Annotated in this window: 17 protein-coding genes; 5 read left to right on the forward strand and 12 right to left on the reverse strand. The window is 59.8% G+C overall.

Going from position 1 to position 20,444, the window contains the following annotated elements; translation table 11 throughout:
• The first annotated feature begins 83 nt into the window (after positions 1-83).
• From AC3WMT_RS14870 to AC3WMT_RS14880, 3 genes are read left to right on the forward strand one after another with little or no spacing between them, the layout of a single operon-like run.
• Positions 84-893: a MetQ/NlpA family ABC transporter substrate-binding protein gene (locus tag AC3WMT_RS14870; RefSeq protein ID WP_103304114.1), complete on the forward strand. Its 810-nt coding sequence runs from the start codon at positions 84-86 to the stop codon at positions 891-893.
• Between the two features lie 2 nt (positions 894-895).
• Positions 896-2,017 carry a methionine ABC transporter ATP-binding protein gene (locus tag AC3WMT_RS14875; RefSeq protein WP_103304113.1) on the forward strand — a complete coding sequence of 374 codons (1,122 nt, stop codon included), beginning with the start codon at positions 896-898 and terminating at the stop codon, positions 2,015-2,017.
• Complete coding sequence (locus AC3WMT_RS14880) at positions 2,007-2,651, forward strand: methionine ABC transporter permease (protein ID WP_103304112.1); 645 nt, start codon at positions 2,007-2,009, stop codon at positions 2,649-2,651. The genes AC3WMT_RS14875 and AC3WMT_RS14880 overlap by 11 nt, the downstream gene beginning before the upstream one ends.
• A gap of 83 nt (positions 2,652-2,734) precedes the next feature.
• On the opposite strand, the gene AC3WMT_RS14885 is transcribed toward AC3WMT_RS14880, so the two are convergent.
• Positions 2,735-4,144: a hypothetical protein gene (locus AC3WMT_RS14885; protein WP_256583541.1), complete on the reverse strand. Its 1,410-nt coding sequence runs from the start codon at positions 4,142-4,144 to the stop codon at positions 2,735-2,737.
• A gap of 243 nt (positions 4,145-4,387) precedes the next feature.
• On the opposite strand from AC3WMT_RS14885, the gene AC3WMT_RS14890 reads away from it, so the two are divergent.
• A complete protein-coding gene (locus tag AC3WMT_RS14890; protein WP_103304111.1) occupies positions 4,388-5,014 on the forward strand; it encodes a class I SAM-dependent methyltransferase in 627 nt (208 codons plus the stop codon).
• 1 nt (position 5,015) lies between these two features.
• Here the strand turns inward: AC3WMT_RS14890 and AC3WMT_RS14895 are convergent, their stop codons facing one another.
• From AC3WMT_RS14895 to AC3WMT_RS14910, 4 genes are all read right to left on the reverse strand, one after another.
• Positions 5,016-7,268, reverse strand: a complete 2,253-nt coding sequence (locus AC3WMT_RS14895; protein ID WP_103304110.1) for a glycoside hydrolase — start codon at positions 7,266-7,268, stop codon at positions 5,016-5,018.
• 90 nt (positions 7,269-7,358) lie between these two features.
• Positions 7,359-10,424, reverse strand: a complete 3,066-nt coding sequence (locus AC3WMT_RS14900; protein WP_103304109.1) for an efflux RND transporter permease subunit — start codon at positions 10,422-10,424, stop codon at positions 7,359-7,361.
• Positions 10,421-11,485, reverse strand: coding sequence for an efflux RND transporter periplasmic adaptor subunit (locus AC3WMT_RS14905; RefSeq protein WP_103304108.1), 1,065 nt, complete (start codon positions 11,483-11,485; stop codon positions 10,421-10,423). The genes AC3WMT_RS14900 and AC3WMT_RS14905 overlap by 4 nt, the downstream gene beginning before the upstream one ends.
• Complete coding sequence (locus AC3WMT_RS14910; RefSeq protein WP_103304107.1) at positions 11,482-12,585, reverse strand: efflux RND transporter periplasmic adaptor subunit; 1,104 nt, start codon at positions 12,583-12,585, stop codon at positions 11,482-11,484. The genes AC3WMT_RS14905 and AC3WMT_RS14910 overlap by 4 nt, the downstream gene beginning before the upstream one ends.
• A 286-nt stretch (positions 12,586-12,871) precedes the next feature.
• Between AC3WMT_RS14910 and AC3WMT_RS14915 the strand changes: the two genes are divergently transcribed.
• Complete coding sequence (locus AC3WMT_RS14915) at positions 12,872-14,032, forward strand: AAA family ATPase (RefSeq protein WP_103304106.1); 1,161 nt, start codon at positions 12,872-12,874, stop codon at positions 14,030-14,032.
• A 122-nt stretch (positions 14,033-14,154) separates the two neighbouring features.
• Here the strand turns inward: AC3WMT_RS14915 and AC3WMT_RS14920 are convergent, their stop codons facing one another.
• The 7 genes from AC3WMT_RS14920 to AC3WMT_RS14950 all read right to left on the reverse strand — a co-directional run bounded on the left by AC3WMT_RS14920 (position 14,155) and on the right by AC3WMT_RS14950 (position 20,338).
• Complete coding sequence (locus AC3WMT_RS14920) at positions 14,155-15,036, reverse strand: transporter substrate-binding domain-containing protein (protein WP_103304105.1); 882 nt, start codon at positions 15,034-15,036, stop codon at positions 14,155-14,157.
• Positions 15,033-15,815 (reverse strand): amino acid ABC transporter ATP-binding protein, encoded by a 783-nt coding sequence (locus AC3WMT_RS14925; protein ID WP_103304104.1) that lies wholly within the window; start codon positions 15,813-15,815, stop codon positions 15,033-15,035. The genes AC3WMT_RS14920 and AC3WMT_RS14925 overlap by 4 nt, the downstream gene beginning before the upstream one ends.
• Positions 15,812-16,471, reverse strand: coding sequence for an amino acid ABC transporter permease (locus AC3WMT_RS14930; RefSeq protein ID WP_103304103.1), 660 nt, complete (start codon positions 16,469-16,471; stop codon positions 15,812-15,814). Before AC3WMT_RS14930 ends, AC3WMT_RS14925 begins: the two co-directional genes overlap by 4 nt.
• A complete protein-coding gene (locus AC3WMT_RS14935; protein WP_103304102.1) occupies positions 16,452-17,117 on the reverse strand; it encodes an amino acid ABC transporter permease in 666 nt (221 codons plus the stop codon). The genes AC3WMT_RS14930 and AC3WMT_RS14935 overlap by 20 nt, the downstream gene beginning before the upstream one ends.
• 685 nt (positions 17,118-17,802) lie before the next feature.
• Positions 17,803-18,600, reverse strand: coding sequence for a MetQ/NlpA family ABC transporter substrate-binding protein (locus AC3WMT_RS14940; protein WP_027611172.1), 798 nt, complete (start codon positions 18,598-18,600; stop codon positions 17,803-17,805).
• 168 nt (positions 18,601-18,768) lie between these two features.
• Complete coding sequence (locus AC3WMT_RS14945) at positions 18,769-19,701, reverse strand: sigma 54-interacting transcriptional regulator (protein WP_103304101.1); 933 nt, start codon at positions 19,699-19,701, stop codon at positions 18,769-18,771.
• A 55-nt stretch (positions 19,702-19,756) separates the two neighbouring features.
• Complete coding sequence (locus AC3WMT_RS14950) at positions 19,757-20,338, reverse strand: alpha/beta hydrolase (protein WP_042557103.1); 582 nt, start codon at positions 20,336-20,338, stop codon at positions 19,757-19,759.
• Positions 20,339-20,444 lie beyond the last annotated feature (106 nt).

Genomic DNA, 20,444 nt, shown 5'->3' on the forward strand with positions numbered 1-20,444 from the left:
CGCAGATCCTTGTGGGAGCTGGCTTGCCAGCGATGAGGCCCGACCAGAACCACTCATTCATGCACTGACTGGAAAAAACCATCATGACCAAGAAACGCCTCTCCCACCCAGTCAAAGCACTGGCCCTGGCCCTCGGCCTGTTCAGCTCGGCAGTCTTCGCTGCCGACGCTCCGTTGAAAATCGGCACCACCGCCGCGTTCGCCATCCCGCTGGAAGCCGCTGTCGAAGAGGCTTCCAAACAAGGCCTGAAAGTCGAACTGGTGGAGTTCACCGACTGGATCGCGCCGAACGTCAGCCTCGCCGCCGGCGACATCGACGTGAACTACTTCCAGCACATCCCGTTCCTCGAAAACGCCAAGGCTGCCTCCGGTTTTGATCTGGTGCCATTCGCCCCGGGGATCATCAACAACGTCGGCCTCTACTCGAAGAAATACAAAAGCTTCGATGAGCTACCTGAGGGCGCCAGCGTCGCCATCGCCAACGACCCGATCAACAGCGGCCGCGGTCTGCAACTATTGGCCAAGGCCGGTTTGATCACGCTGAAACCGGGCGTCGGTTACAAGGCCACCGAAGACGACATCGTCGCCAATCCGAAGAAAATCAAAATCCTTCAGGTCGAAGCCGTGCAACTGGTGCGCGCCTACGACGACGCCGACCTGGTCCAGGGCTACCCGGCCTACATTCGTCTGGCGAAGACCTTCGAGGCCGGCTCGGCGCTGCTGTTCGACGGTCTCGATCACAAGGAATACGTGATCCAGTTCGTGATCCAGCCGAAGAGCAAAACCGATCCGCGCCTGATCAAATTCGTCGACATTTATCAGCACTCGCCAGCCGTTCGCGCGGCGCTGGATAAGGCTCACGGCAAGCTGTACCAGGCCGGTTGGGAAAGCTGAGCATGACGGCAGCGATCCAACGGCGACTGGAAATTCCAGAGCCCCACAATGCGGAAAAAACCGAACTTCATCCTGAGTTGAACCGCGCCCATGTGCGCTTCATCGGCCTGGGTAAAACCTATGACGGCCGCCAGGGCCCGGTCGCCGCGCTGCAAGGCATCGATCTGGCGATCCAGCGCGGTGAGGTGTTCGGCATCATCGGCCGCAGCGGCGCCGGCAAGTCGTCGCTGATCCGTACGATCAATCGTCTGGAGCAACCGACTTCCGGACGCGTGCTGATCGATCAGGTCGACATCGGCGAGTTCGATGAAGACCGCCTGGTCGCCCTGCGCCGCCGGATCGGCATGATCTTTCAGCACTTCAATCTGATGTCGGCCAAGACCGTTTGGCAAAACGTCGAACTGCCGCTGAAAGTCGCTGGCGTGCCAAAAGAGCAACGCGAGAAAAAGGTTCGCGAACTGCTCGAACTGGTCGGCCTGCAAGCCAAGCACAAGGCCTATCCGGCGCAACTCTCCGGTGGGCAGAAACAACGCGTCGGCATTGCCCGCGCGTTGGTGCATGACCCGGACATTCTGCTCTGCGACGAAGCCACTTCGGCGCTCGATCCGGAAACCACCCAGTCGATTCTCGGCCTGCTGCGCGAGATCAACCAGCGCCTCGGTCTGACGATTGTTTTGATTACCCACGAGATGGCGGTAATCCGCGAAATCTGCGACCGCGTCGTGGTGCTGGAGCACGGCCGTATCGTCGAGCAAGGCCCGGTCTGGGAAGTCTTCGGCAATCCGCAACACGAGGTCAGCCAGACCTTGCTCGCGCCGCTGCAACACGCGTTGCCGGAAGAACTGCAAAGCCGCTTGCATGCGCAACCGCCCTCTTCCGAGGCCGCAGTGGTGCTGCGTTTGCAGTTCACCGGCAGCGCCAGTGACGAGCCGGATCTGGCGGCGCTGTTTGCTGCCCTCGGTGGCCGGGTGAAATTGCTTCAGGGTGGTGTGGAACGGATCCAGGGCCATGCACTGGGGCAACTCTTGCTGGCAGTCAGCGGCTCGCCAGCGAGCGCCGAACAATTGCGCGAGCGTGCCGGGCAATGGGCGCAACGGGTGGAGGTCTTGGGTTATGTGGTTTGATCGCTTGCTGCAGGGCTTTATCGACACGTTTTTGATGGTCGGCGTGTCATCACTGATCGCGCTGCTGGTGGGGATTCCCATGGCGGTGATTTTGGTCACCAGCGACAAGGGCGGGATCTACCAAGCGCCCGTGCTGAACCGCGCCTTGGGCGCATTCGTGAACCTGTTTCGCTCGATTCCGTTTCTGATCCTGATGGTCGCGCTGATTCCGTTCACCCGATTGATCGTCGGCACCACCTACGGCGTATGGGCGGCGGTGGTGCCGCTGACCATCGCCGCCACGCCGTTTTTTGCGCGGATTGCCGAGGTGAGCCTGCGTGAAGTCGACCACGGTCTGATCGAAGCGGCGCAGGCCATGGGTTGTCGGCGCTGGCACATTGTCTGGCATGTGCTGTTGCCAGAGGCGATGCCGGGGATTGTCGGCGGTTTCACTATCACCCTGGTGACGATGATCAACTCCTCGGCCATGGCCGGGGCGATCGGGGCAGGAGGGCTGGGGGACATTGCCTATCGCTACGGCTATCAGCGGTTTGATAGCCAGATCATGCTGACCGTGATTGTGCTGCTGGTGGCGTTGGTAGCGGTGATTCAGTTGGGTGGGGATCGGCTGGCGCGGGGTTTGAACAAGCGCTGAACTCAGATCAGAAGATCGCAGCCTGCGGTAGCGCTCATGGCGAATACCGCAGGCTACGACTCTTTTCGTTCGGGTCGTGCCCCTCAATCATCAATCAGGCTGTCGAGCCACGCGAATTCGGTTTTGCTTTGATGCAGCGTCTGCATGCTTTTCGCTGCGTACACCAGGCTGTCAGCGTTGTTGACTGCCAGGTGCGCTCGCAGTGACGGGTTGGCATTGAACAGATCAACCGCCGTCTGAAGCGGCGGGTCGTCGCCGATTCCGAGGTAATCGCTGATACCGAACAGGAAGTTATCGTGGTCATTGGTAAAGGCGTTCAAATACTCGACCGTCAAACCGCCGCGCATAATCGCGTCAGAAACACTGCGCTCCGGTACGTCGTAATCAGCCAGCGTATCCCAATCCAGCAAGCGGCCCAGTCGGCTGTCCAGATAGAAATAATCCGCCGCGTTCGGCCCGATGGTCTGGAATCGGTCAATTCTGTTGGTATGCAACATTTCATGGCCCAGCGAAATGCTCAAAACCCCGCGCTGCATGTACTTGCGATTGATGAAGAAGCGGCCATGAAAATCTCTTTTGTACATCCACGCCGCGCTGTTGCTGTCTGCATCAACCCCAACGAATTTCTCGTCTCCCCAGGTTCCTTGATACTCACTGGACAACGCCTGGCCTCGAGCGACTGAGTCGGCGAATCGCTGCGCAACAGCGTGGTGATCAACGCCAAAGAAACTTTCGTAAACCGCGTCGGCGTCTTTGTACTTCTGGCCAATGGCATGTCCCGCATCAGCGAAAATGCTTTCGACCGCTTGCAGCTCCGCGCGAATGATCGCTGCCTGCTCCGGCGGAAACTGCTTCAACCCGCGCGCGACCAGCGCGCCCTCCTGTGCCGCCGTGTACTCAAACGAATCGTCGTTTCCGGTATGCACCCGGTGCTTCTGATCATGCTCTTTTCTGACCTTGCGAACGAGCTGATCAATGTCGATATCAATGACTTTGCCCGGCTCGGGCAGAGGGTGCGGCCGTTCGAGCGTCCAGGTCTTGCTTAGCGGGTGGTAAAACAGTACCGGCCCCAAAGCCACCAATTCAGATACCAGCGCCGCTCGATATTCACCGGCCGTGCCGGTTTCCCGAACGAGGACGATCTCGCCGGGCGCGATATCGACATAATTTCGGCTCTTGAACACCCTCAGGCCCAGAGCATTGGCTGCGGGCAGGTTGGCCGGTGCTCTCAGGCTGTAGCGCGCAAGTGAACCGGCCATCGGATGCATGGGCAGGATCTGAGCCGACGGCATTGATGAAACCGTGATCATGGAATCTGCGGCGGCAGATTGCCGGGGAACTTCCACCTGCGCCTGATCCGTGTCAGGTCGAAAAATTTTCACCGCAGGCCCATCACCGAACGTGGCACTGCCAGGTCTTGTGCGTGATGGGCTTGCGTCCACCGGGCTGCGGCTGGACGGCGGAGTGACGCCGGGTTTACGAACAATGCCCATAAAAAATCCTTTTTTTTGAGTGAATCCCCCCGAAGAAAAAAACAGGGCAGATATCGCGATAGTCGTCTATCGCGCAGGCGTCATTGCATCCGGTTGCGAACCGCCAGGTGCGGTACATATGTATTGCACAGACGCTGGCGTTTTGTGCTTCCCGGCCAAAGCCTGAGGCAGGCTGCAATCCTCTCAAGCACAAAAGCGCTTATAGTCAGCCCCACCTCCTTTTTTTGCCACGCAGCCGCACTCATGAAGCAGACCCCCACCGACCTCGAACAGATCACCGCCACCACCCTCGGCCATTACAACTCGGTGGCCGAAGATTTCCGTGAGGGCACCCGCGATCACGATGTCAGCCAGAACATCGACGCGCTCCTGCGGCACATTCAGGGCACAGCGCCGTTGACGATTCTCGATTTAGGCTGCGGGCCGGGGCGGGATTTGCAGACGTTTACGCGCATGGGCCACGTCGCGGTCGGCCTCGACGGATCGGAAAAGTTTGCGCAAATGGCCCGCGAGGACAGTGGCTGCGAGGTGTGGTGCCAGGACTTTCTGAAGCTTGATTTACCGGCCGAACGCTTCGACGGCATCTTCGCCAACGCGGTGCTGTTTCATGTGCCGTTGCAGGAGTTGCCACGGGTTCTACAACAACTGCGCGATACGTTGAAACCGAGTGGGGTGTTGTTCAGTTCGAATCCGCGCGGGGATAACCGCGAGGGCTGGAATGGGCCACGTTATGGCTCGTATCACGATCTGGAGGCGTGGCGCGGGTTGTTGACCGCTGCCGGGTTTGTAGAGCTGGAGCATTATTTCCGCCCGGCGGGGCTGCCGCGGGAGCAGCAGCCTTGGTTGGCGAGTGTCTGGCGCAAGGGCTGAGTCAGGGCGAAGACTGCACGCGGTAGCGGCTGACGGCCCCGTCGGGCGTCAATACCGTAATGCTTTCACCGGGCAAAGTCTGGCCGAGCACTTCACGCGAAGCCTGATCGAAATTGGCCAACAGCCGAGTGCCGTCTTCAAAGGAAGTCTGCTGCACCCGTCGATCCTCGCTCAGCCATTTGAAACCGATCAGGCTCTGCATCGCCAGGCGCTCGTGCAGCGGGCGGAAGAACGCATCCTGACGCGCAATCAACGGTAAGCGTTGCGCCAGCGTTGCCGCACTCAGGTGATAGAGCGGCGGTACGTTGTAGAGCAACTGAGTCAGTTCATTCTCCACCCGTACATTGCTCAGCTTTAGACTGTCATAAAGCCAGTGATGCGTGGTGATGAGCGACCCGTGGAACACCGCCTGGTACAACGGTAAACGGCTGGCCGGATCAAAATGAAGACGCCGATACGGCTCTTTGATCGGTACAGACTTGAAGAACACGGCCGGTTGCTCAGGCGGATACCATTTGCCAACGAAGTACTCGGAATCAGGGTTCTTGCTCATGTCGGCGTCGCCCCAACCGATCACCGGCGTCTGCATGCCATGGGCGAACAGCACGCCTTGAGCCGTCGTTGCGTTGCCGTCTTCGGAGCCGCTGGGTAGTTGCAATGCCTGGTTGATCCAGCGCGAAGCTTCGACGTTACCTTCGGCGTTTTGTGCCTGAGTCATGGTGGCGCCGGGACGGTAGCTGTCGAACACCATGCCTGTGGCATAGGCGTCGAGGAACCAGCTGTTGAAACCGGCGGCAGTGCTGATGGCTTTGACCCGCTGTTCCAGCAAAGGACGCACGCAACGGGGGTCGGTGTAATGTCCCGACTGCTGAAAGCCGCTCTTCATCACACCGCTTTCCAGCACGATGGCGCACTCGATGTTCGCCCTGTCGCCCAGATGCGCCGTGGTCCAGTCGGGGTTCTCGTCCCGGCTCAGCGCTGTTTCGTAAGAATCATACGGCGCGATCAGATACCCCGCCTTGACGCCTGCGCTAACCGCCTCCGGATGCCAGAGTCCGCCCTCCCAGCCCTCGCCAAGTCCCAGCCACAAGCGCGACAGCCCGGCGCTTTGCAAGCGCTCGACCGTATCGAGCGACAGGCTGTTGCCCCAACGCTTGGGATCGACAGTCAAGGCTTCGGCGAACTGGTCAGCCAATTCCCCGCGCAGCACTGCGTAACCTTTGACCAATGCCCGTACGTCCGGCTCGGCGCGGGCTTGCCAGGTTTTACGCGCCTGGGTGTTCAGCGCACGGTTGAGGCCACGCAACACGACAGTTTGCTGGTAGCGATTGAGCACCGTTTCGCTGGCAAGCAGCTGCAAGGATTCACGGTCCATGCCGGCGCGCAGCGCACTGGCCAAAGGCGTCTGGCCACGTAACTTGCCGAGCAGTGCCGGCCAGTTTTGCACATCTTTTTGCCCCAGTAGATCATTGCCCCACAGGTAGATATGACTGGCTCCCAGCAGCTTGGCGGCCTGCGGAGTTTTCTCAAGTTTGCCGGCAAGGGTTTCATAACGACCGTTATCAATCAGCCATTGCCGGTAACGTCTGGCTCCCGCTAACGGGTCGCTTTCGCCCAGATACAGACTGAACGTCAGCGGCGTCGAAGGAGCGAGTGGCGTGAATTGATGCCGCACCGCCAACGCCAGCGTGTCGCCGTCGGCACTGAACAGCAGTTGATTGTTGTAGGGATTGCCCAGCAACCAGTTGAGGCTGAAACCCTCGTGTTCGACACCCCACAGCGGCAGGCTCAGATCCTGGGTGCTGTTGAGCGGCCCCTGATTCAACAGAAACGCCTGCCAGACCGGATCGCCACGCGGTACGTAATGCCCTTCGGCCAAGGGCCAGATCAAGCCTTTGCCCATGGCAGTGCCGGGTTGGCGCAAAAAATCGAGTTCGGCGGGATCACGAGCGCTGATAGAAAAGGACAGGTCACGCTCATCAAGATCGACGCTGAGGGACCAAGCGCCGTCGTCCCAGTGCCAGTCGAGGTGATTACCACGCTGTACCAGGTTGCTGACTTTGTGTGCTTCAACACCAGACGAGGTCTGCACAGCTGCACTGTTGGTCGGAGTGACTTGCACAGCGAGGGTCGCTGGGTCGATCTGCACCCGCCACAGCGAATTTTGCAGAAACGTCTCGGCGTGCAACGAGGGTGGCAGGCACAGGCCGACCATCAGCAGCAGTTGGCGCAACCAGCAAGCAACAGTCGACATCAGGCGTCCCTCCCCCAAACGGAGGAAGGACGATAAAGCAATCGACCGTGGTTGGAAGTCAGACCGTTCCCAAAGATGTAACGGGCGCAATCAATGGCTCGATGACGATGAGTCCTTCTTCGGCTCACGAATCTTGTACCAGGCCACATACAGCGCCGGCAGAAACAGCAGTGTCAGCAGCGTCGCAATCACGATGCCGCCAATCATCGCGTAGGCCATCGGCCCCCAGAACACTTCCCGGGCAATCGGGATCATGCCCATGCTCGCCGCCGCTGCGGTCAGCAGGATCGGGCGGCGCCGGTGTTCGGTGGCTTCCACCACCGCGTCCCACGGCGCGTAGCCTTTCTGCTCGAACTCATCGATCTGCGTCACCAGAATCACCGAGTTGCGGATGATGATGCCGATCAGCGCCAGAATCCCCAGAATCGCCACGAAGCCCATCGGCGTACCGGTCGGCACCAGCGCCAGCACCACACCAATCAGCCCCAGCGGCGCGACACTCGCCACCAGGAACATCTTCTGCACGCTGTGCAGCTGGATCATCAGGAACGTCGCCATCAGGAACAGCATCAGTGGCAACACCTTGGCAATCGGCCCTTGCGCCTTGCCGCTCTCCTCGACCGTACCGCCGGTGGCGACTTTGTAGCCGACCGGGAGTTTTTCGGCGAAGGCATCAATGGACGGCTTGAGCAGTTTCACCAGATCGGTCGGCTGAATTTCGTCGCGCACCGACGCCTTAATGGTGATGGTCGGCAAACGGTCACGACGCCACACCAGCGGCTGTTCCAGTTCATAACGCACAGTGGCGAACGCCAGCAGCGGAATCGACGTGCCGCCGGGCGTGACGATTTGCAGGTTTTGCAGGGTTTCTGGGGTACCGCGTTCGGAATCCACGGCGCGCCCGACCACGTTGATCAGGTAGATATCGTCATCGACCTGGGTCAACGGCGAGCCACTGACGATGCTGTTCATCAGGTTCGCCACGTCTTCGGACGACAACCCGAGCTGGCGGGCCTTGTCCTGGGCGATGTCGATGCGCAGGACTTTGCCCGGCTCGTTCCAGTCGTAAATGATCTCGCCGATGTGTGGGTTCTTGTCCAGCTCGGTGGCGAGGTCGATGGCGTGTTTGCGCACCTGATCGATGTCCTTGCCGCTGACCCGGTACTGGATCGGGCGCCCCACCGGCGGGCCCATTTCCAGCGCCTGCACGTAGCTGCCGATGCCAACGAAGTCCTTGTGCAAACGCTCACGCAAGCGCTGGCTCAACGCTTCGCGGGCCTCGAAGTCTTTGCTGACGATGACCAGTTGCGCGTAGTACGGGTTTTGCAGTTGCTGATCGAGCGGCAGGTAGAAACGGATTGCACCCTGGCCGATGTAAGTGCTCCAGCGCACGATATCCGGATCGCCCTTGAGGCTTTCCTCAAGCTTGTCGACAGCCTTGCGGGTTTCATCGATAGAGGCGTTTTGCGGCAGGTTCAGGTCGACCAGAATCTCCGGGCGATCGGAGGACGGGAAGAACTGGTTCTGCACAAAGCGCATGCAAAACACCGCCAGCACAAAGCACACAACCGTGATGCCGATCGCCCACCAGCGGTTGCGCATCGACCACAACAAGCCATGGTTGAACGCACGACCGATGCGACCGGGCTCGGCCGCATGGGGTTTGACGTTGGCGCTGAGAATGTGCACGCCGATCACCGGCGCAAAGAACACCGCCACCACCCACGACACCAGCATCGCCACGGCGATTACCGCGAACAGGGTGAAGGTGTACTCACCGGCAGAACTGGCGTTGAGGCCGATGGGCACGAAACCGGCCACGGTCACCAGCGTGCCGGTGAGCATCGGGAACGCCGTCGAGGTGTAGGCGAACGTGGCCGCCTGCTCCCGGGTCTCGCCCATTTCCAGGCGCGTGACCATCATCTCCACGGTGATCATCGCGTCGTCGACCAACAGGCCGAGGGCGATGATCAGTGCGCCAAGGGAAATCCGCTGCATGGTGATGCCGCTGTATTCCATGAACACAAACACCATCGCCAGCACCAGCGGAATCGAGCACGCCACCACCAGCCCGGCGCGTACACCGAGGCTGATGAAGCTCACCACCAGAACGATGATTACCGCTTCGAACAAGGCGCTGGTGAAACCGCCAACAGCCTCTTCCACCACAACGGCCTGATCGGAGACCGTGTGCACGCCGACGCCTACCGGCAGATCGGCGGTGAGCTGGTCGATACGCGCATGCAGCGCTTTACCGAACTCCTGAACGTTGCCGCCCTTCTGCATGGCAATCGCCAGACCGATGGCCGGTTTGCCGTCGAAGCGGAACTCCGGGGTGGCCGGGTCGACGTAACCACGGCTGATGTCAGCGATGTCGGCCAGACGATAGAAGCGGTCATTGAGTTTGAGATTGACCTCGGCCAGATCCTTTTCCGAAGCAAACTGCCCCGAAGTGCGCACGGAAATGCGCTCCGGACCGGCCTCGATCACCCCGGCCGGCGTCACCGCGTTCTGCGATTGCAGGCTCTGCACCACCTGGCGCTGATCGATGCCCAGCGCCGCCAGTTTGCGTGTGGAGAAGTTCAGGTAAATCACTTCGTCCTGCTGGCCGACCATCTCGATCTTACCCAGCCCGGGTACATTGCGGATCTCGGCCCGCGCCTGTTCCACGTAGTCGCGCAACTGGCGCATGGTCAGGCCGTCGGCGGTAAACGCGTAGACCGAGCCATAGACGTCGCCGAACTCATCGTTGAATCCCGGCCCCTGAATACCCTTGGGAAATTGACCGCGAATGTCATTGATCTTCTTGCGCACCTGGTACCAGATTTGCGGGATGTCCTTGGCGCTGGTGGTGTCGCGCAGGTACACGTACACCGTCGACTCACCGGGGCGCGTGTAGCTTTTCACGTAGTCGAGCGAGTCGAGCTCTTCGAGTTTTTTCTCGATGCGGTCGGTGATCTGCTTGAGGGTTTCTTCCTGGGTCGCACCCGGCCATTTGCTCTGGATCACCATGGTCTTGATGGTGAACGACGGGTCTTCCTCACGACCCAGATTGAAGTACGAAAACACCCCCATCAGCAATGCCACGAACATCAGGTACCAGACGAACGACTGATGCTTGAGGGCCCATTCGGAGAGGTTGAAAGAGCCTTTCATTGACTGTCCTCGTCAAGTTTCACGGGTTGTCCGGGTTTGAGGCTGTTGACGCCGGCGCTGACCACGCGTTCGCCATTTTTCACGCCGCCGGCCAGCACCACCGTGCTGTCGGTGCGGCTGACGAGGCTGACGTCGCGGGGGCTGACGGTTTTGCTTTGGGTGTCGATCACCCAGATCCGCGTTTTGCCGTCGACTTCTTGCAGCGCTGTCGCTGGCAATTCGATGCGTGGCTTGATCGCTGAACTGAGGGTCACGCTGATCGCGGTGCCGAGGCGAAACCCGGGCGGTGTATCCGCCAGGGTCAGCCGCGCACGACGGGTGCGTGTAGCGCTTTGTGCCTGCGGTTCGATTTCGCGGATGACCGCTGTGGTGTTGATGCTCGGATCGAGTTGCGCGGCGACAAGAAACACCACGTCACTGGGGATCTGATCGACCAGCGTGTCCGGCAGGTCGATCACCGCTTCCTTGATGTCCGGTTGCGCCAGCGTCACCACTTGTTGACCAGCGGTGACCACTTGCCCGGCCTCGGCATTCCACGCGGTGACCACGGCTTTGTGATCAGAGCGCAACTGGGTGTAGTCGAGTTGATCCTTGCTCTGGTTGACCGCCGCCCGCGCCTGCTCAAGCGAGGCCTGGGTGGTTTTCAGATCCGTGGTGGCGATGTCCAGTTGCGCCTGCGCGCCGACCCCGCGATCAAACAGGGCTTGCTGACGCCGGGCGTTGGCCTGCGCATTGATCAGTTGCGCCTGCACCTTGGCCAGATCACCTTGGGCCGAGCGCAACTGGTTCTGCTGGTCGGAAGGATCGAGGGTGGCGAGCAGCGTGCCCTTCTCCACTTCGGCGCCGACATCGACGTTACGGCTGGCAATACGCCCGCCGACACGGAAACCGGTGTTGCTCTCGTAGCGCGCCTGAATACTGCCGGCAAAACGTCCGAGGGTTTCCTCGTTCAACGCCTGAACCTTGATCGACAGCACCGGGCGCACAGGCTCGGGCGGCGGTTCTTTCTTCGAGCACCCGGCCAACAACACTGCTACGGATAACAGCCATAGAGACTTCATGGCTGTGCTCCCGGTTGCAGATCCTTATAGGTGTTTTCGGCAATCTCGACTTTCATGCCGGGGTGCAACAACTGTCCGCCGGCAACGATGACTTTCTCGCCGCCCTTGAGGCCTTCGCTGATGATCACTTTGCCGGTCAGGTAACGGCCGACCGTGACCGTGTGCAATTGCGCCAGCCCTTGCTCGTCGACCATCCACACGGCGGGGTCGCTGATGTTTTTGGTCAGCGCCGACCAAGGCAACTCGACCGCCGATTTGCCGGAGCCTTTGGCGGTGGCGCTGACCACCGAGCCGAGCTGCATGCCCGGCGGCAGTTTGTCGAGGGTGACTTTGACTTGCACGGTGCCGGACTGCGCCGACACCGCCGGGGTGACTTCTCGCACGGTGCCGGTGGTTTTGATATTGGGATTGTCGAGCAGGCTGACCACAATCGAGCGATCCGACGGCCGCTCGGCCAACAGCGATTCGTACACATTGAAGACCGCGTCGCGGTCACCGTCACGGGCCAGTTTGAACATCGGCGCCGTGGCCTGCACCACTTGGCCGACCTCGGCCTGGCGCTCGGTGATGATCCCGGGGGCGTCGGCAATCAACGAGGTGTAACTCAGTTGATCCTTGGCATTGGCCAGTTGCGCCTGCGCCGCGCTCAACGCGCTCTGGCTGCTGCGCAACGCCGCCTGCGCGGAATCGTATTCGCTTTGGCTGGTGTAACCCTTGGGCAACAGTTTTTGCTGACGCACGAATGCCGCAGCGGTCTGCTTGACCCGCGCCTGTTCGGCGACCACTTGGGCCTGCGCCGAGTCGACGTTGGTCTGCAAGTCCTTGGGATCGAGTTTGGCCAGCACTTGTCTGGCCGTCACCCGATCACCGACATCGACCATGCGCTGGATGATCTTGCCGCCGACGCGGAACGACAACTCGGTCTGCACACGCGCCTGCACATCGCCGGTGAGGGTCACGGCAGCCGCGTAGTCCGCGGGTTTGACCTCTTGCACGAAGACGCGTGGCAGGTATTCCTGCGGCGCTTTTTTCTCCCCGCACGCGGTCAGCAATGTGAACAGACTCAGCATGACCGCTGTTTTCAAACCGGGACTCGCCATGCAGACTCCTTCCTGTGTACGAACGTGCAAGTGACGATACGACTGTGAGCTTAGAACAGGGTTCAACGTTCGCTCACGGGAATAACGCAATTTTCGCCATGATTCCTGTGGCGAGAGAACTTGCTCCCGCTCGGGTGCGAAGCGCCCCCGACAGCCCACCGTCACGCTCTTTCTGTTAAAACGTGGCGGCCGCTTTACGACTGCTGCGTAGCCGGGCGCGAGCAAGCTGGCTCGCCACATAGGTTCCAGCGCGGCAAACTAGCGGCTCCGGCATAAGGAAACGCCCATGCTCAAGACCCTCGCGGTGGCCAATTACCGCTCGATCAATAAATTGGTAATCCCGCTGGGTCGGCTGAATCTGATCACCGGCCCCAACGGCAGTGGCAAATCCAACCTCTACCGCGCCTTGCGTCTGTTGGCCGAGACCGCGCAGGGCGGCGTGGTCAATGCGCTGGCCCGTGAGGGCGGGCTGGACTCGACGTTCTGGGCCGGTCCGGAAACCATCAGCCGACGCATGCGCAACGGCGAAGTGGCGATCGAGCCAACCGTGCGTCAAGGCGTGAAGCGTCTGCGTCTGGGGTTTGCCGGGGAGGATTTCAGTTATTCGATCGCCCTGGGCTTGCCCGAGCCCAGCCACTCGTTTTTTTCCCTCGACCCGGAAATCAAAAAGGAATGCATCTGGGCCGGGCCGTTCTATCGCCCGGCCAGCCTGTTGGTGGATCGCGACGGGCCGATGATCCGAGCTCGCGAAGGCCGCAGCTGGGATGTGCTGGCGCAACACACGCCGAATTTCGACAGCCTGTTCGATCAGGTCGGTAGCCTGCGCAGCTCGCCGGAAGTGTTCCAGATGCGCGAGTTCATCCGCCGCTGGCGCTTCTACGATCACTTTCGCAGCGACGCCGATGCCCCGGTGCGTCAGCCACAACTGGGCACGCGCACGCCGGTTTTGCATCACGATGGGCGGGACCTGGCGGCGGCGTTGCAGACGATCCGCGAAATCGGCGACCCGGATGCTTTGCAGGCGGCGATCAGCGACGCGTTTCCCGGCGCACGCTTGAACATCGCGCCGCTGGCCGGTGGACGCTTTGCCATCGAGTTTTTTCAGGAGGGTTTGTTGCGGCCATTGTCCGCCGCCGAGTTGTCGGACGGGACCTTGCGTTATCTGCTGCTGATTGCTGCGTTGCTGACGCCACGGCCACCGTCACTGATGGTGCTGAACGAGCCGGAAACCAGTCTGCATCCAGACCTGTTGCCGGCGCTGGCGCGGTTGATCATTCGCGCCTCGGAGGAATGTCAGGTGTGGGTGGTGTCCCACGCGCGGCGATTGATTTCGGCGTTGCAGGAAGACCCCGAGTGCAATTGCATCGTGCTGGAGAAAACGCTGGGGCAGACCGGGATTGTCGGGCAGCGGGTGCTGGATGAGCCGGCGTGGCATTGGCCTGACTAATCACCACTGATCGTTCCCACGCTCTGCGTGGGAATACAGCCTGTGACGCTCTGCGCCACTGGACGCAGAGCGTCCCAGGAGGCATTCCCACGCGGAGCGTGGGAACGATCATCAACAGGAAATCACCCCTGCCACTTGCCACCCTCAACAATCACGCTCTCAGGCTTGGTGTCATCGCTCAGCTCTTTACGCACATATTGGTCGTACAGCTTGAGTAGATACTTCTCCTCACCGAGCTTGGCCAACTCGGTATTCACCCAGTCACGCAGTTCGACGTTGCCCTTCTTCACTGCCGGCGCAATCGGCGCTTCGGCCCCGAGCTTTTCATCCAGCACGCGGTAACCCGGGTTCTGTTTGGCCCAGCTGAACAGCACCAGATTGTCCTGCGCGTAGGCATCGCCGCGACCATTGGCCAGGGCTTGCAGCGACTCCGAGTTTTTCTCGAATTTCAGCAGTTTCCAGTCCGGGTGATTCTTGGTCAGCCAGATGTCGGCCGTGGTGCCGGTGGTGACGATGGTCGTGCGGGTCGCCAGGTCATCGAGGCTTTTCACCGAGCTGTTCTGCGGCACCAGTGCCTGCACGGCGACCTTGAGGTTCGGATTGGTGAACTCCACCGCCTCCTTGCGCTCCGGGGTCACGGTCATGTTGGCGAGGATCAGATCGACCTTGTCGCTTTGCAGGAACGGAATGCGGCTGGCAGGTTCCACCGCGACGAATTCGACCTTGTTCTCGTCGCCCAACAGATCCTTGGCGAATTGACGGCCGATGTCGGTATCGAAACCGACGTAGCGCCCCGCTTCATCGACGAAACCGAATGGCGGTTTGTCGGTGAAGACGCCGACGATGAGTTTGTCGCGGGCCTTGATCTTGTCCAGATAACCGGCCGGCGCGGTGCTTTCGCTGGCGACTTTCGGCTTGGCCGGCTCTTCGGTCTTGTTGCAGCCAGCCAGCAGGGCGAGGCCGAGCAGCGGCAGTACAAACAGGGATGACTTGGCAGTTTTCATAGCGGTTCCAGTTCCTTTGTCAGATTCGTTTTTGGCAGTGTTGCAACGAAGGAGAACTTCTCCAGAAACTGCTGCGCGCGTGCGGTTTGCGGGTTCGTAAAGAAAATCTCGGGCGGGGTCTGTTCAAGGATGCGTCCGGCATCCATGAACACGATGCGGTCGGCCACCGCGCGGGCGAAGGCCATTTCGTGGGTGACGATCAGCAGGGTCATGCCTTCGCGGGCCAGGCCCTGAATCACTTGCAATACTTCCTTGACCATCTCCGGGTCGAGGGCCGCCGTGACTTCGTCGAAAAGCATGACCCGTGGGTTCATGCTCAACGAACGGACGATGGCGATGCGTTGCTGCTGGCCACCGGAGAGCTGCCTTGGATACGCATCGCGCTTGTCCGCCAGGCCCACGCGTTCGAGCAGGGCTTCGGCTTGCTGCTGCGCTTCGCGGCGTTGGCGCTTCTGTACTTTCAGCGGGCCGAGCAACAAATTGTCGAGCACGCTCATGTGCGGGAACAGGTGATAACTCTGGAACACCATGCCGATCTGCTGACGCACTTCGCGCCAGTCGGTGGCCGTGTCGAGCAACTCGCGACCGGCAAACTTCAGGCTGCCGCTGTGAGCAACCTCTAGACCATTAAGGCAGCGCAGCAGTGTGCTTTTACCGCAGCCGCTGGGGCCGAGGATGACGATCACTTCGCCCGACTTCACTTGCAGGTCGATGCCGTTGAGCACCTGCTGCTCGCCGTAGAATTTGTTGAAACCGTGAAACTCGATCAATGCGCTCATGCTTGCGTCCAGCGCCGTTCCAGCACGCGCGAGGCGGCCGAGAGCGGGTAGCAGATAAAGAAGAAAAACAGGAACAGCGCGCCGTAAATCAGCACTGATTCGTAGGTGCGCTCGATGATCTGCTGACCGACCTTGATCACATCGACCACGCCGATCAGCACCGCCAGTGAACTGGTCTTGATGATGCGCGTGTAGACGTTGATGGTCGGTGGCGTCATGCGCTTCAGCGCTTGCGGCAGCAGCACGTAGCCGAACAGTTGCGGTGCGTTCAGACCAATCGACAGTCCCGCTTCACGCTGCCCGCGTGGCAACGAATGCAACGCACCACGCGCCACTTCACCGACCTCGCTGGCGCCCCACAACGACAGCACCAGCACCGCGCACCAGAAACTCGGCAGGCTCAGACCAAAGAAAATCGGCAGGCCGAAGAACAGCAGGTACAACCAGACCAGCACCGGGATCGCCCGGAACAGCTCCAGATAGACCCGCAGGATCGCATTCAGCCACGTCACGTTGAGCGTGCGCAGCACACCGTAGAGCACACCGCCGACAGTGCTGATGGCGATGCTCAGAAACGAAATCGAAAGGGTTTGCCCGGCGCCTTTTGCCAGTTGCGGCAACGACACCCAAAGCAATTCAAGACCCGAACTGGCCATGCTGGAGCCTCCTTTCCAGACGGCTGAGCAACAGTGACAGCGGCAAGAACAGCAACACACAGATCAGCGTCAGCACGGCGAGCATTTCGTAGGTTTTGTAATAGAGCGCGATGTAGCTTTTGGTGGTGTAGAGGATTTCCGGCACCGCCACCGCCGAGACCACGGTGGTTTCCTTGAGCAGGAAAATGAAATTGGCGAACAGTGACGGCAGGCTGAGAATCCCCGCTTGCGGCAGGATCACGTAGCGCAGCAACTGACCGTGCGACAGGCCGATGGAACGACCTGATTCCAACTGTGCCTGCGGCACCGCATCGACGCCCGCACGCAGCACTTCAGTGAGGTAAGCGCCGCCGAGGAAAGTCATGGTGATGATCGCGGCGGTGAAGCCAGAGACCTGAATCCCCACTGCCGGCAAGGCGAAGTAGACGAAGAACAATTGGATCAGCAGCGGTGTGTTGCGCGCCAGCTCCACGTACAAGCCAACCAGTTTTTGCAGATAAGGCGTGCGAAACACCAGAATCGTCGCGTTGAGCAGTGCCACCAGCAACGACGTGCCGATGGCGATCAACCCGACCTGCAGCGTCACGCCCACGGCTTTTAGAAACGCCGGCAGGGTGCTGAGGATAAAAGCGTAATCGAAAGTCATGAAACGTCCTGTACGCCGCTCGGTAAGCGACGGTGGTGCAGTCCATGGGCAGCGGGTAACTGTCCGGCAGGCAGTGACTTTATAGGTATAAAAACAAGAATTTAAATACCGTTAAAGCATATTGATATCACCCAAAAAACTATCTTGTGGGTTTGCCGGGAAGGAATAAGAAGGCTATTTTCCTTTGCGCTGTAGGAAGGGTCTCTTTTTCATGAAAGCCCTCCAAGGACGAACAGCTTTTGGCCAGACTCCCTCGGCCAAACCATTACAAGGAAGACAACATGGACGTAAAAGTGCCGCAGCGACTGGATCCGCAGGACATTGTGAAATTGTTGGTGGCGTTGCGCCGGGCTTTGAAAACCCAAGCGGCCTGACACAATCAAGATCAAAAGATCGCAGCCTTCGGCGGCTCCTACATGGACCTGCTGAAGGCTGCGATCTTTGCTTCTGGCTGCTGACTTTGTGGCGAGGGGATTTATCCCCGATGGGCTGCGAAGCGGCCCCAGATATCGGGCTATAGATGCACCGTGTTGACTGATTTCACGACTGCTATGCAGCCGATCGGGGATAAATCCCCTCGCCACAGGATCATTCGCAAGCTAAAAGTCGTGCACACAAAAACGCCGATGACCATCGCTGGCCATCGGCGTTTTCACACCTTGAAGGGGGTGGTTCAAGCGTCAGATCAGAACGCCGGCAGTACCGCGCCGTTGTACTTCTTCTCGATGAACGCTTTGACTTCAGGGCTGGTCAGGGCAGCGGCGAGTTTCTTGATCGCGTCGCTGTTCTTGTTGTCCTCACGGGCCACCAGGAAGTTCACGTAAGGCGAATCTGCACCTTCGATCACCAGCGCATCCTTGGTCGGATTCAACTTGGCTTCCAGCGCGTAGTTGGTGTTGATCATGTCCAGATCAACTTCCTTCAGAACGCGTGGCAGCAGGGCCGATTCCAGTTCCTTGAACTTGAAGTTGTGCGGGTTCTTGGCGATGTCTTTCGGCGTTGCCAGAGCGTTTTTCGGATCTTTCAGTTCGATCAGGCCAGCCTTCTGCAGCAGGATCAGAGCGCGGCCGCTGTTGCTGCCTTCGTTCGGGATGGCGATGGTTGCGCCGTCCGGCAGATCAGCCAGTTTTTTGTACTTGCTCGAGTAGCCGCCGAACGGTTCAACGTGCACGCCTTGCACGGTTACCAGGTACTTGGACTTGTCGTCCTTGTACTTACCGGCGTTGAAGCTGTCCAGGTAAGGCTTGGTCTGGAAGTAGTTGGCATCCAGACGCTTCTCGCCAACCTGTACGTTCGGCTGAACGTAGTCGGTGAAGACTTTGATTTCCAGATCCACGCCTTCTTTGGCCAGGGTCGGTTTGATCAACTCTAGAATTTCAGCGTGCGGGACCGGGGTCGCCGCAACGACCAGTTTCTCACCGGCCTGAGCCAGGGAAGCCGTCAGAGCAGCCGCCAGTGCAGTAAACAACAGAACCTTTTTCATGCAGTGTCCTTATCGAGAATCACGATCGCTGATGGCGACGGCTATTAATACGAGTGCCAGTGAAGTGCTATCTCTGGCGTGAAGCGGACAATACCCGGATTTTTTATTCCCGGACAATAACGTTTATTCACTTTGATATTCCATTTTGTTCATACATAACAAAATGGCTTAAAGCGTCTGGCTCAGATTAATCAGCAGTTCTTTCAACGCCTTACGCTCATCGACGCTACCGCCGATGTTGGTTTGCCTGACCAGTCTTTCGATCTGAACCTGCGGCCCAGACGCATCGGGAAGGTTCAGATGTTCCGGCAGAATCTCGTCACCGGTACTCACCAGCAAAGCAAAGTGAATGACGTTTTCCAGCTCGCGGGTGTTGCCCGGCCAACTGTGTCGCTCCAGCGCGTGTTGCGCCGCTTCGCTGATGAGCGGCACCGGCAGATCCAGGCGCTGGCTGTAAATGCCGAGGAAATATTCGGCCAACGAAAGAATGTCACCGATTCGCGCACGCAGGGCCGGCAGTTCCAATTGGCCTTCGCTGAGGTAGTGATAGAGCCGCTCGTGGAATTTCCCGGCGTCCACCGCTTGCGCCAGATCGATGCTGGTCGCCGCGACGAGCCGCACATCCACCGGGCTCGGCTGATGCGCACCAACGCGGGTGACTTCGTGGTTTTCCAGGGCGGCGAGCAATTTGATCTGGATCGGCAGCGGCAGGTCGCCGATTTCATCAAGGTATAACGTCCCGCCATTGGCCGAGCCGAACCAGCCCGCACGGCTGCTGGCCGAGCCGGTGTAGCTGCCGGCGGCGTAGCCAAACAGTTCGGCGTCGGCGTAGGTCGGGCTGATCGCACCGCAATTGACCGAAACGAACAGGCCACTGCGATCACTGGCGCGATGGATGTGGCGGGCGAGCAGTTCTTTACCGGTTCCCGTCTCGCCACGGATCAGTACCGAGACTGAGCGCGGCGCCAATTGCTCAAGTTCTTCACGCAACTGACGCGAGCGCGGGTCAACGAACACCAGCGCTTTGGCGCGAATGCTCAGGGGGCTTTTTTCCGCATCGGGAAAGGTCAGCAACGGCTGACCGAAAGTATCGAAACTCATGGCAGACTCCCGCCCAGAACCGCCGGCAGACGGGGGCGTTTAAAGAAATAAAAAATCAGGCGCGACGGCGTGCGTGGTCTTCCATACGGTTTTGCAGGCGATAGAGATAAGCAAAACCCTGCTCCCAGCGCTGATGCCCGGACTTCACATTGATGTGTCCGGCGCCGGCCAGAATTCCGGCCTCGGCACCCCAGTTGCGCGCCAGTTCCAAAGCACGCGGGGCACTGACGGCGGCGTCGTTGTCGGAGCTGACCACCTGGCTCGGGAATGGCAGCAGATCGGTCGGAATCGGTGCGAAATTGCGCAGTGCCGGCGCGCACGTCGGACGCTCGACATCTGCCGGCGCGACCAGCAAGGCACCACGTACCTGACGCAGGTATTGCAGCGGTGCGGTGGCTGCCCAATGGGCAACGGTGACGCAGCCAAGGCTGTGTGCGATGAGGATGACCGGCGTGCTGTCGGCGGCAATCGCCTCCGCCAACGCGGCGACCCAGTCTTCACGGCGAGGTGTCAGCCAGTCGGCCTGTTCCACCCGCGCGCTGTTCGGCAGGCTGTTCTGCCAGTGGCTTTGCCAATGATCTTCTGGCGATCCTTGCCAGCCCGGCACAATCAGGTAGCGAATTGATTCGTTGCGCATGGGGGAGCTCTCCTGCGTGTCTGTTCCTGAGCGAGTATAGGGACGGGATTTATATTCGTTAAGGAATAAGAAGCTATTTATTAAGACCTGAAATGAATATGAGATT

The organism is Pseudomonas sp. FW305-7, from assembly GCF_058786735.1.

Excerpts from the sequence above, each read along its gene's own strand:
- AC3WMT_RS14870 (WP_103304114.1), top strand. The coding sequence starts at position 84 with ATGACCAAGAAACGCCTCTCCCACCCAGTCAAAGCACTGGCCCTGGCC.
- AC3WMT_RS14875 (WP_103304113.1), top strand. The coding sequence starts at position 896 with ATGACGGCAGCGATCCAACGGCGACTGGAAATTCCAGAGCCCCACAAT.
- AC3WMT_RS14880 (WP_103304112.1), top strand. The coding sequence starts at position 2,007 with ATGTGGTTTGATCGCTTGCTGCAGGGCTTTATCGACACGTTTTTGATG.
- AC3WMT_RS14885 (WP_256583541.1), bottom strand. The coding sequence starts at position 4,144 with ATGGGCATTGTTCGTAAACCCGGCGTCACTCCGCCGTCCAGCCGCAGC.
- AC3WMT_RS14890 (WP_103304111.1), top strand. The coding sequence starts at position 4,388 with ATGAAGCAGACCCCCACCGACCTCGAACAGATCACCGCCACCACCCTC.
- AC3WMT_RS14895 (WP_103304110.1), bottom strand. The coding sequence starts at position 7,268 with ATGTCGACTGTTGCTTGCTGGTTGCGCCAACTGCTGCTGATGGTCGGC.
- AC3WMT_RS14900 (WP_103304109.1), bottom strand. The coding sequence starts at position 10,424 with ATGAAAGGCTCTTTCAACCTCTCCGAATGGGCCCTCAAGCATCAGTCG.
- AC3WMT_RS14905 (WP_103304108.1), bottom strand. The coding sequence starts at position 11,485 with ATGAAGTCTCTATGGCTGTTATCCGTAGCAGTGTTGTTGGCCGGGTGC.
- AC3WMT_RS14910 (WP_103304107.1), bottom strand. The coding sequence starts at position 12,585 with ATGGCGAGTCCCGGTTTGAAAACAGCGGTCATGCTGAGTCTGTTCACA.
- AC3WMT_RS14915 (WP_103304106.1), top strand. The coding sequence starts at position 12,872 with ATGCTCAAGACCCTCGCGGTGGCCAATTACCGCTCGATCAATAAATTG.
- AC3WMT_RS14920 (WP_103304105.1), bottom strand. The coding sequence starts at position 15,036 with ATGAAAACTGCCAAGTCATCCCTGTTTGTACTGCCGCTGCTCGGCCTC.
- AC3WMT_RS14925 (WP_103304104.1), bottom strand. The coding sequence starts at position 15,815 with ATGAGCGCATTGATCGAGTTTCACGGTTTCAACAAATTCTACGGCGAG.
- AC3WMT_RS14930 (WP_103304103.1), bottom strand. The coding sequence starts at position 16,471 with ATGGCCAGTTCGGGTCTTGAATTGCTTTGGGTGTCGTTGCCGCAACTG.
- AC3WMT_RS14935 (WP_103304102.1), bottom strand. The coding sequence starts at position 17,117 with ATGACTTTCGATTACGCTTTTATCCTCAGCACCCTGCCGGCGTTTCTA.
- AC3WMT_RS14940 (WP_027611172.1), bottom strand. The coding sequence starts at position 18,600 with ATGAAAAAGGTTCTGTTGTTTACTGCACTGGCGGCTGCTCTGACGGCT.
- AC3WMT_RS14945 (WP_103304101.1), bottom strand. The coding sequence starts at position 19,701 with ATGAGTTTCGATACTTTCGGTCAGCCGTTGCTGACCTTTCCCGATGCG.
- AC3WMT_RS14950 (WP_042557103.1), bottom strand. The coding sequence starts at position 20,338 with ATGCGCAACGAATCAATTCGCTACCTGATTGTGCCGGGCTGGCAAGGA.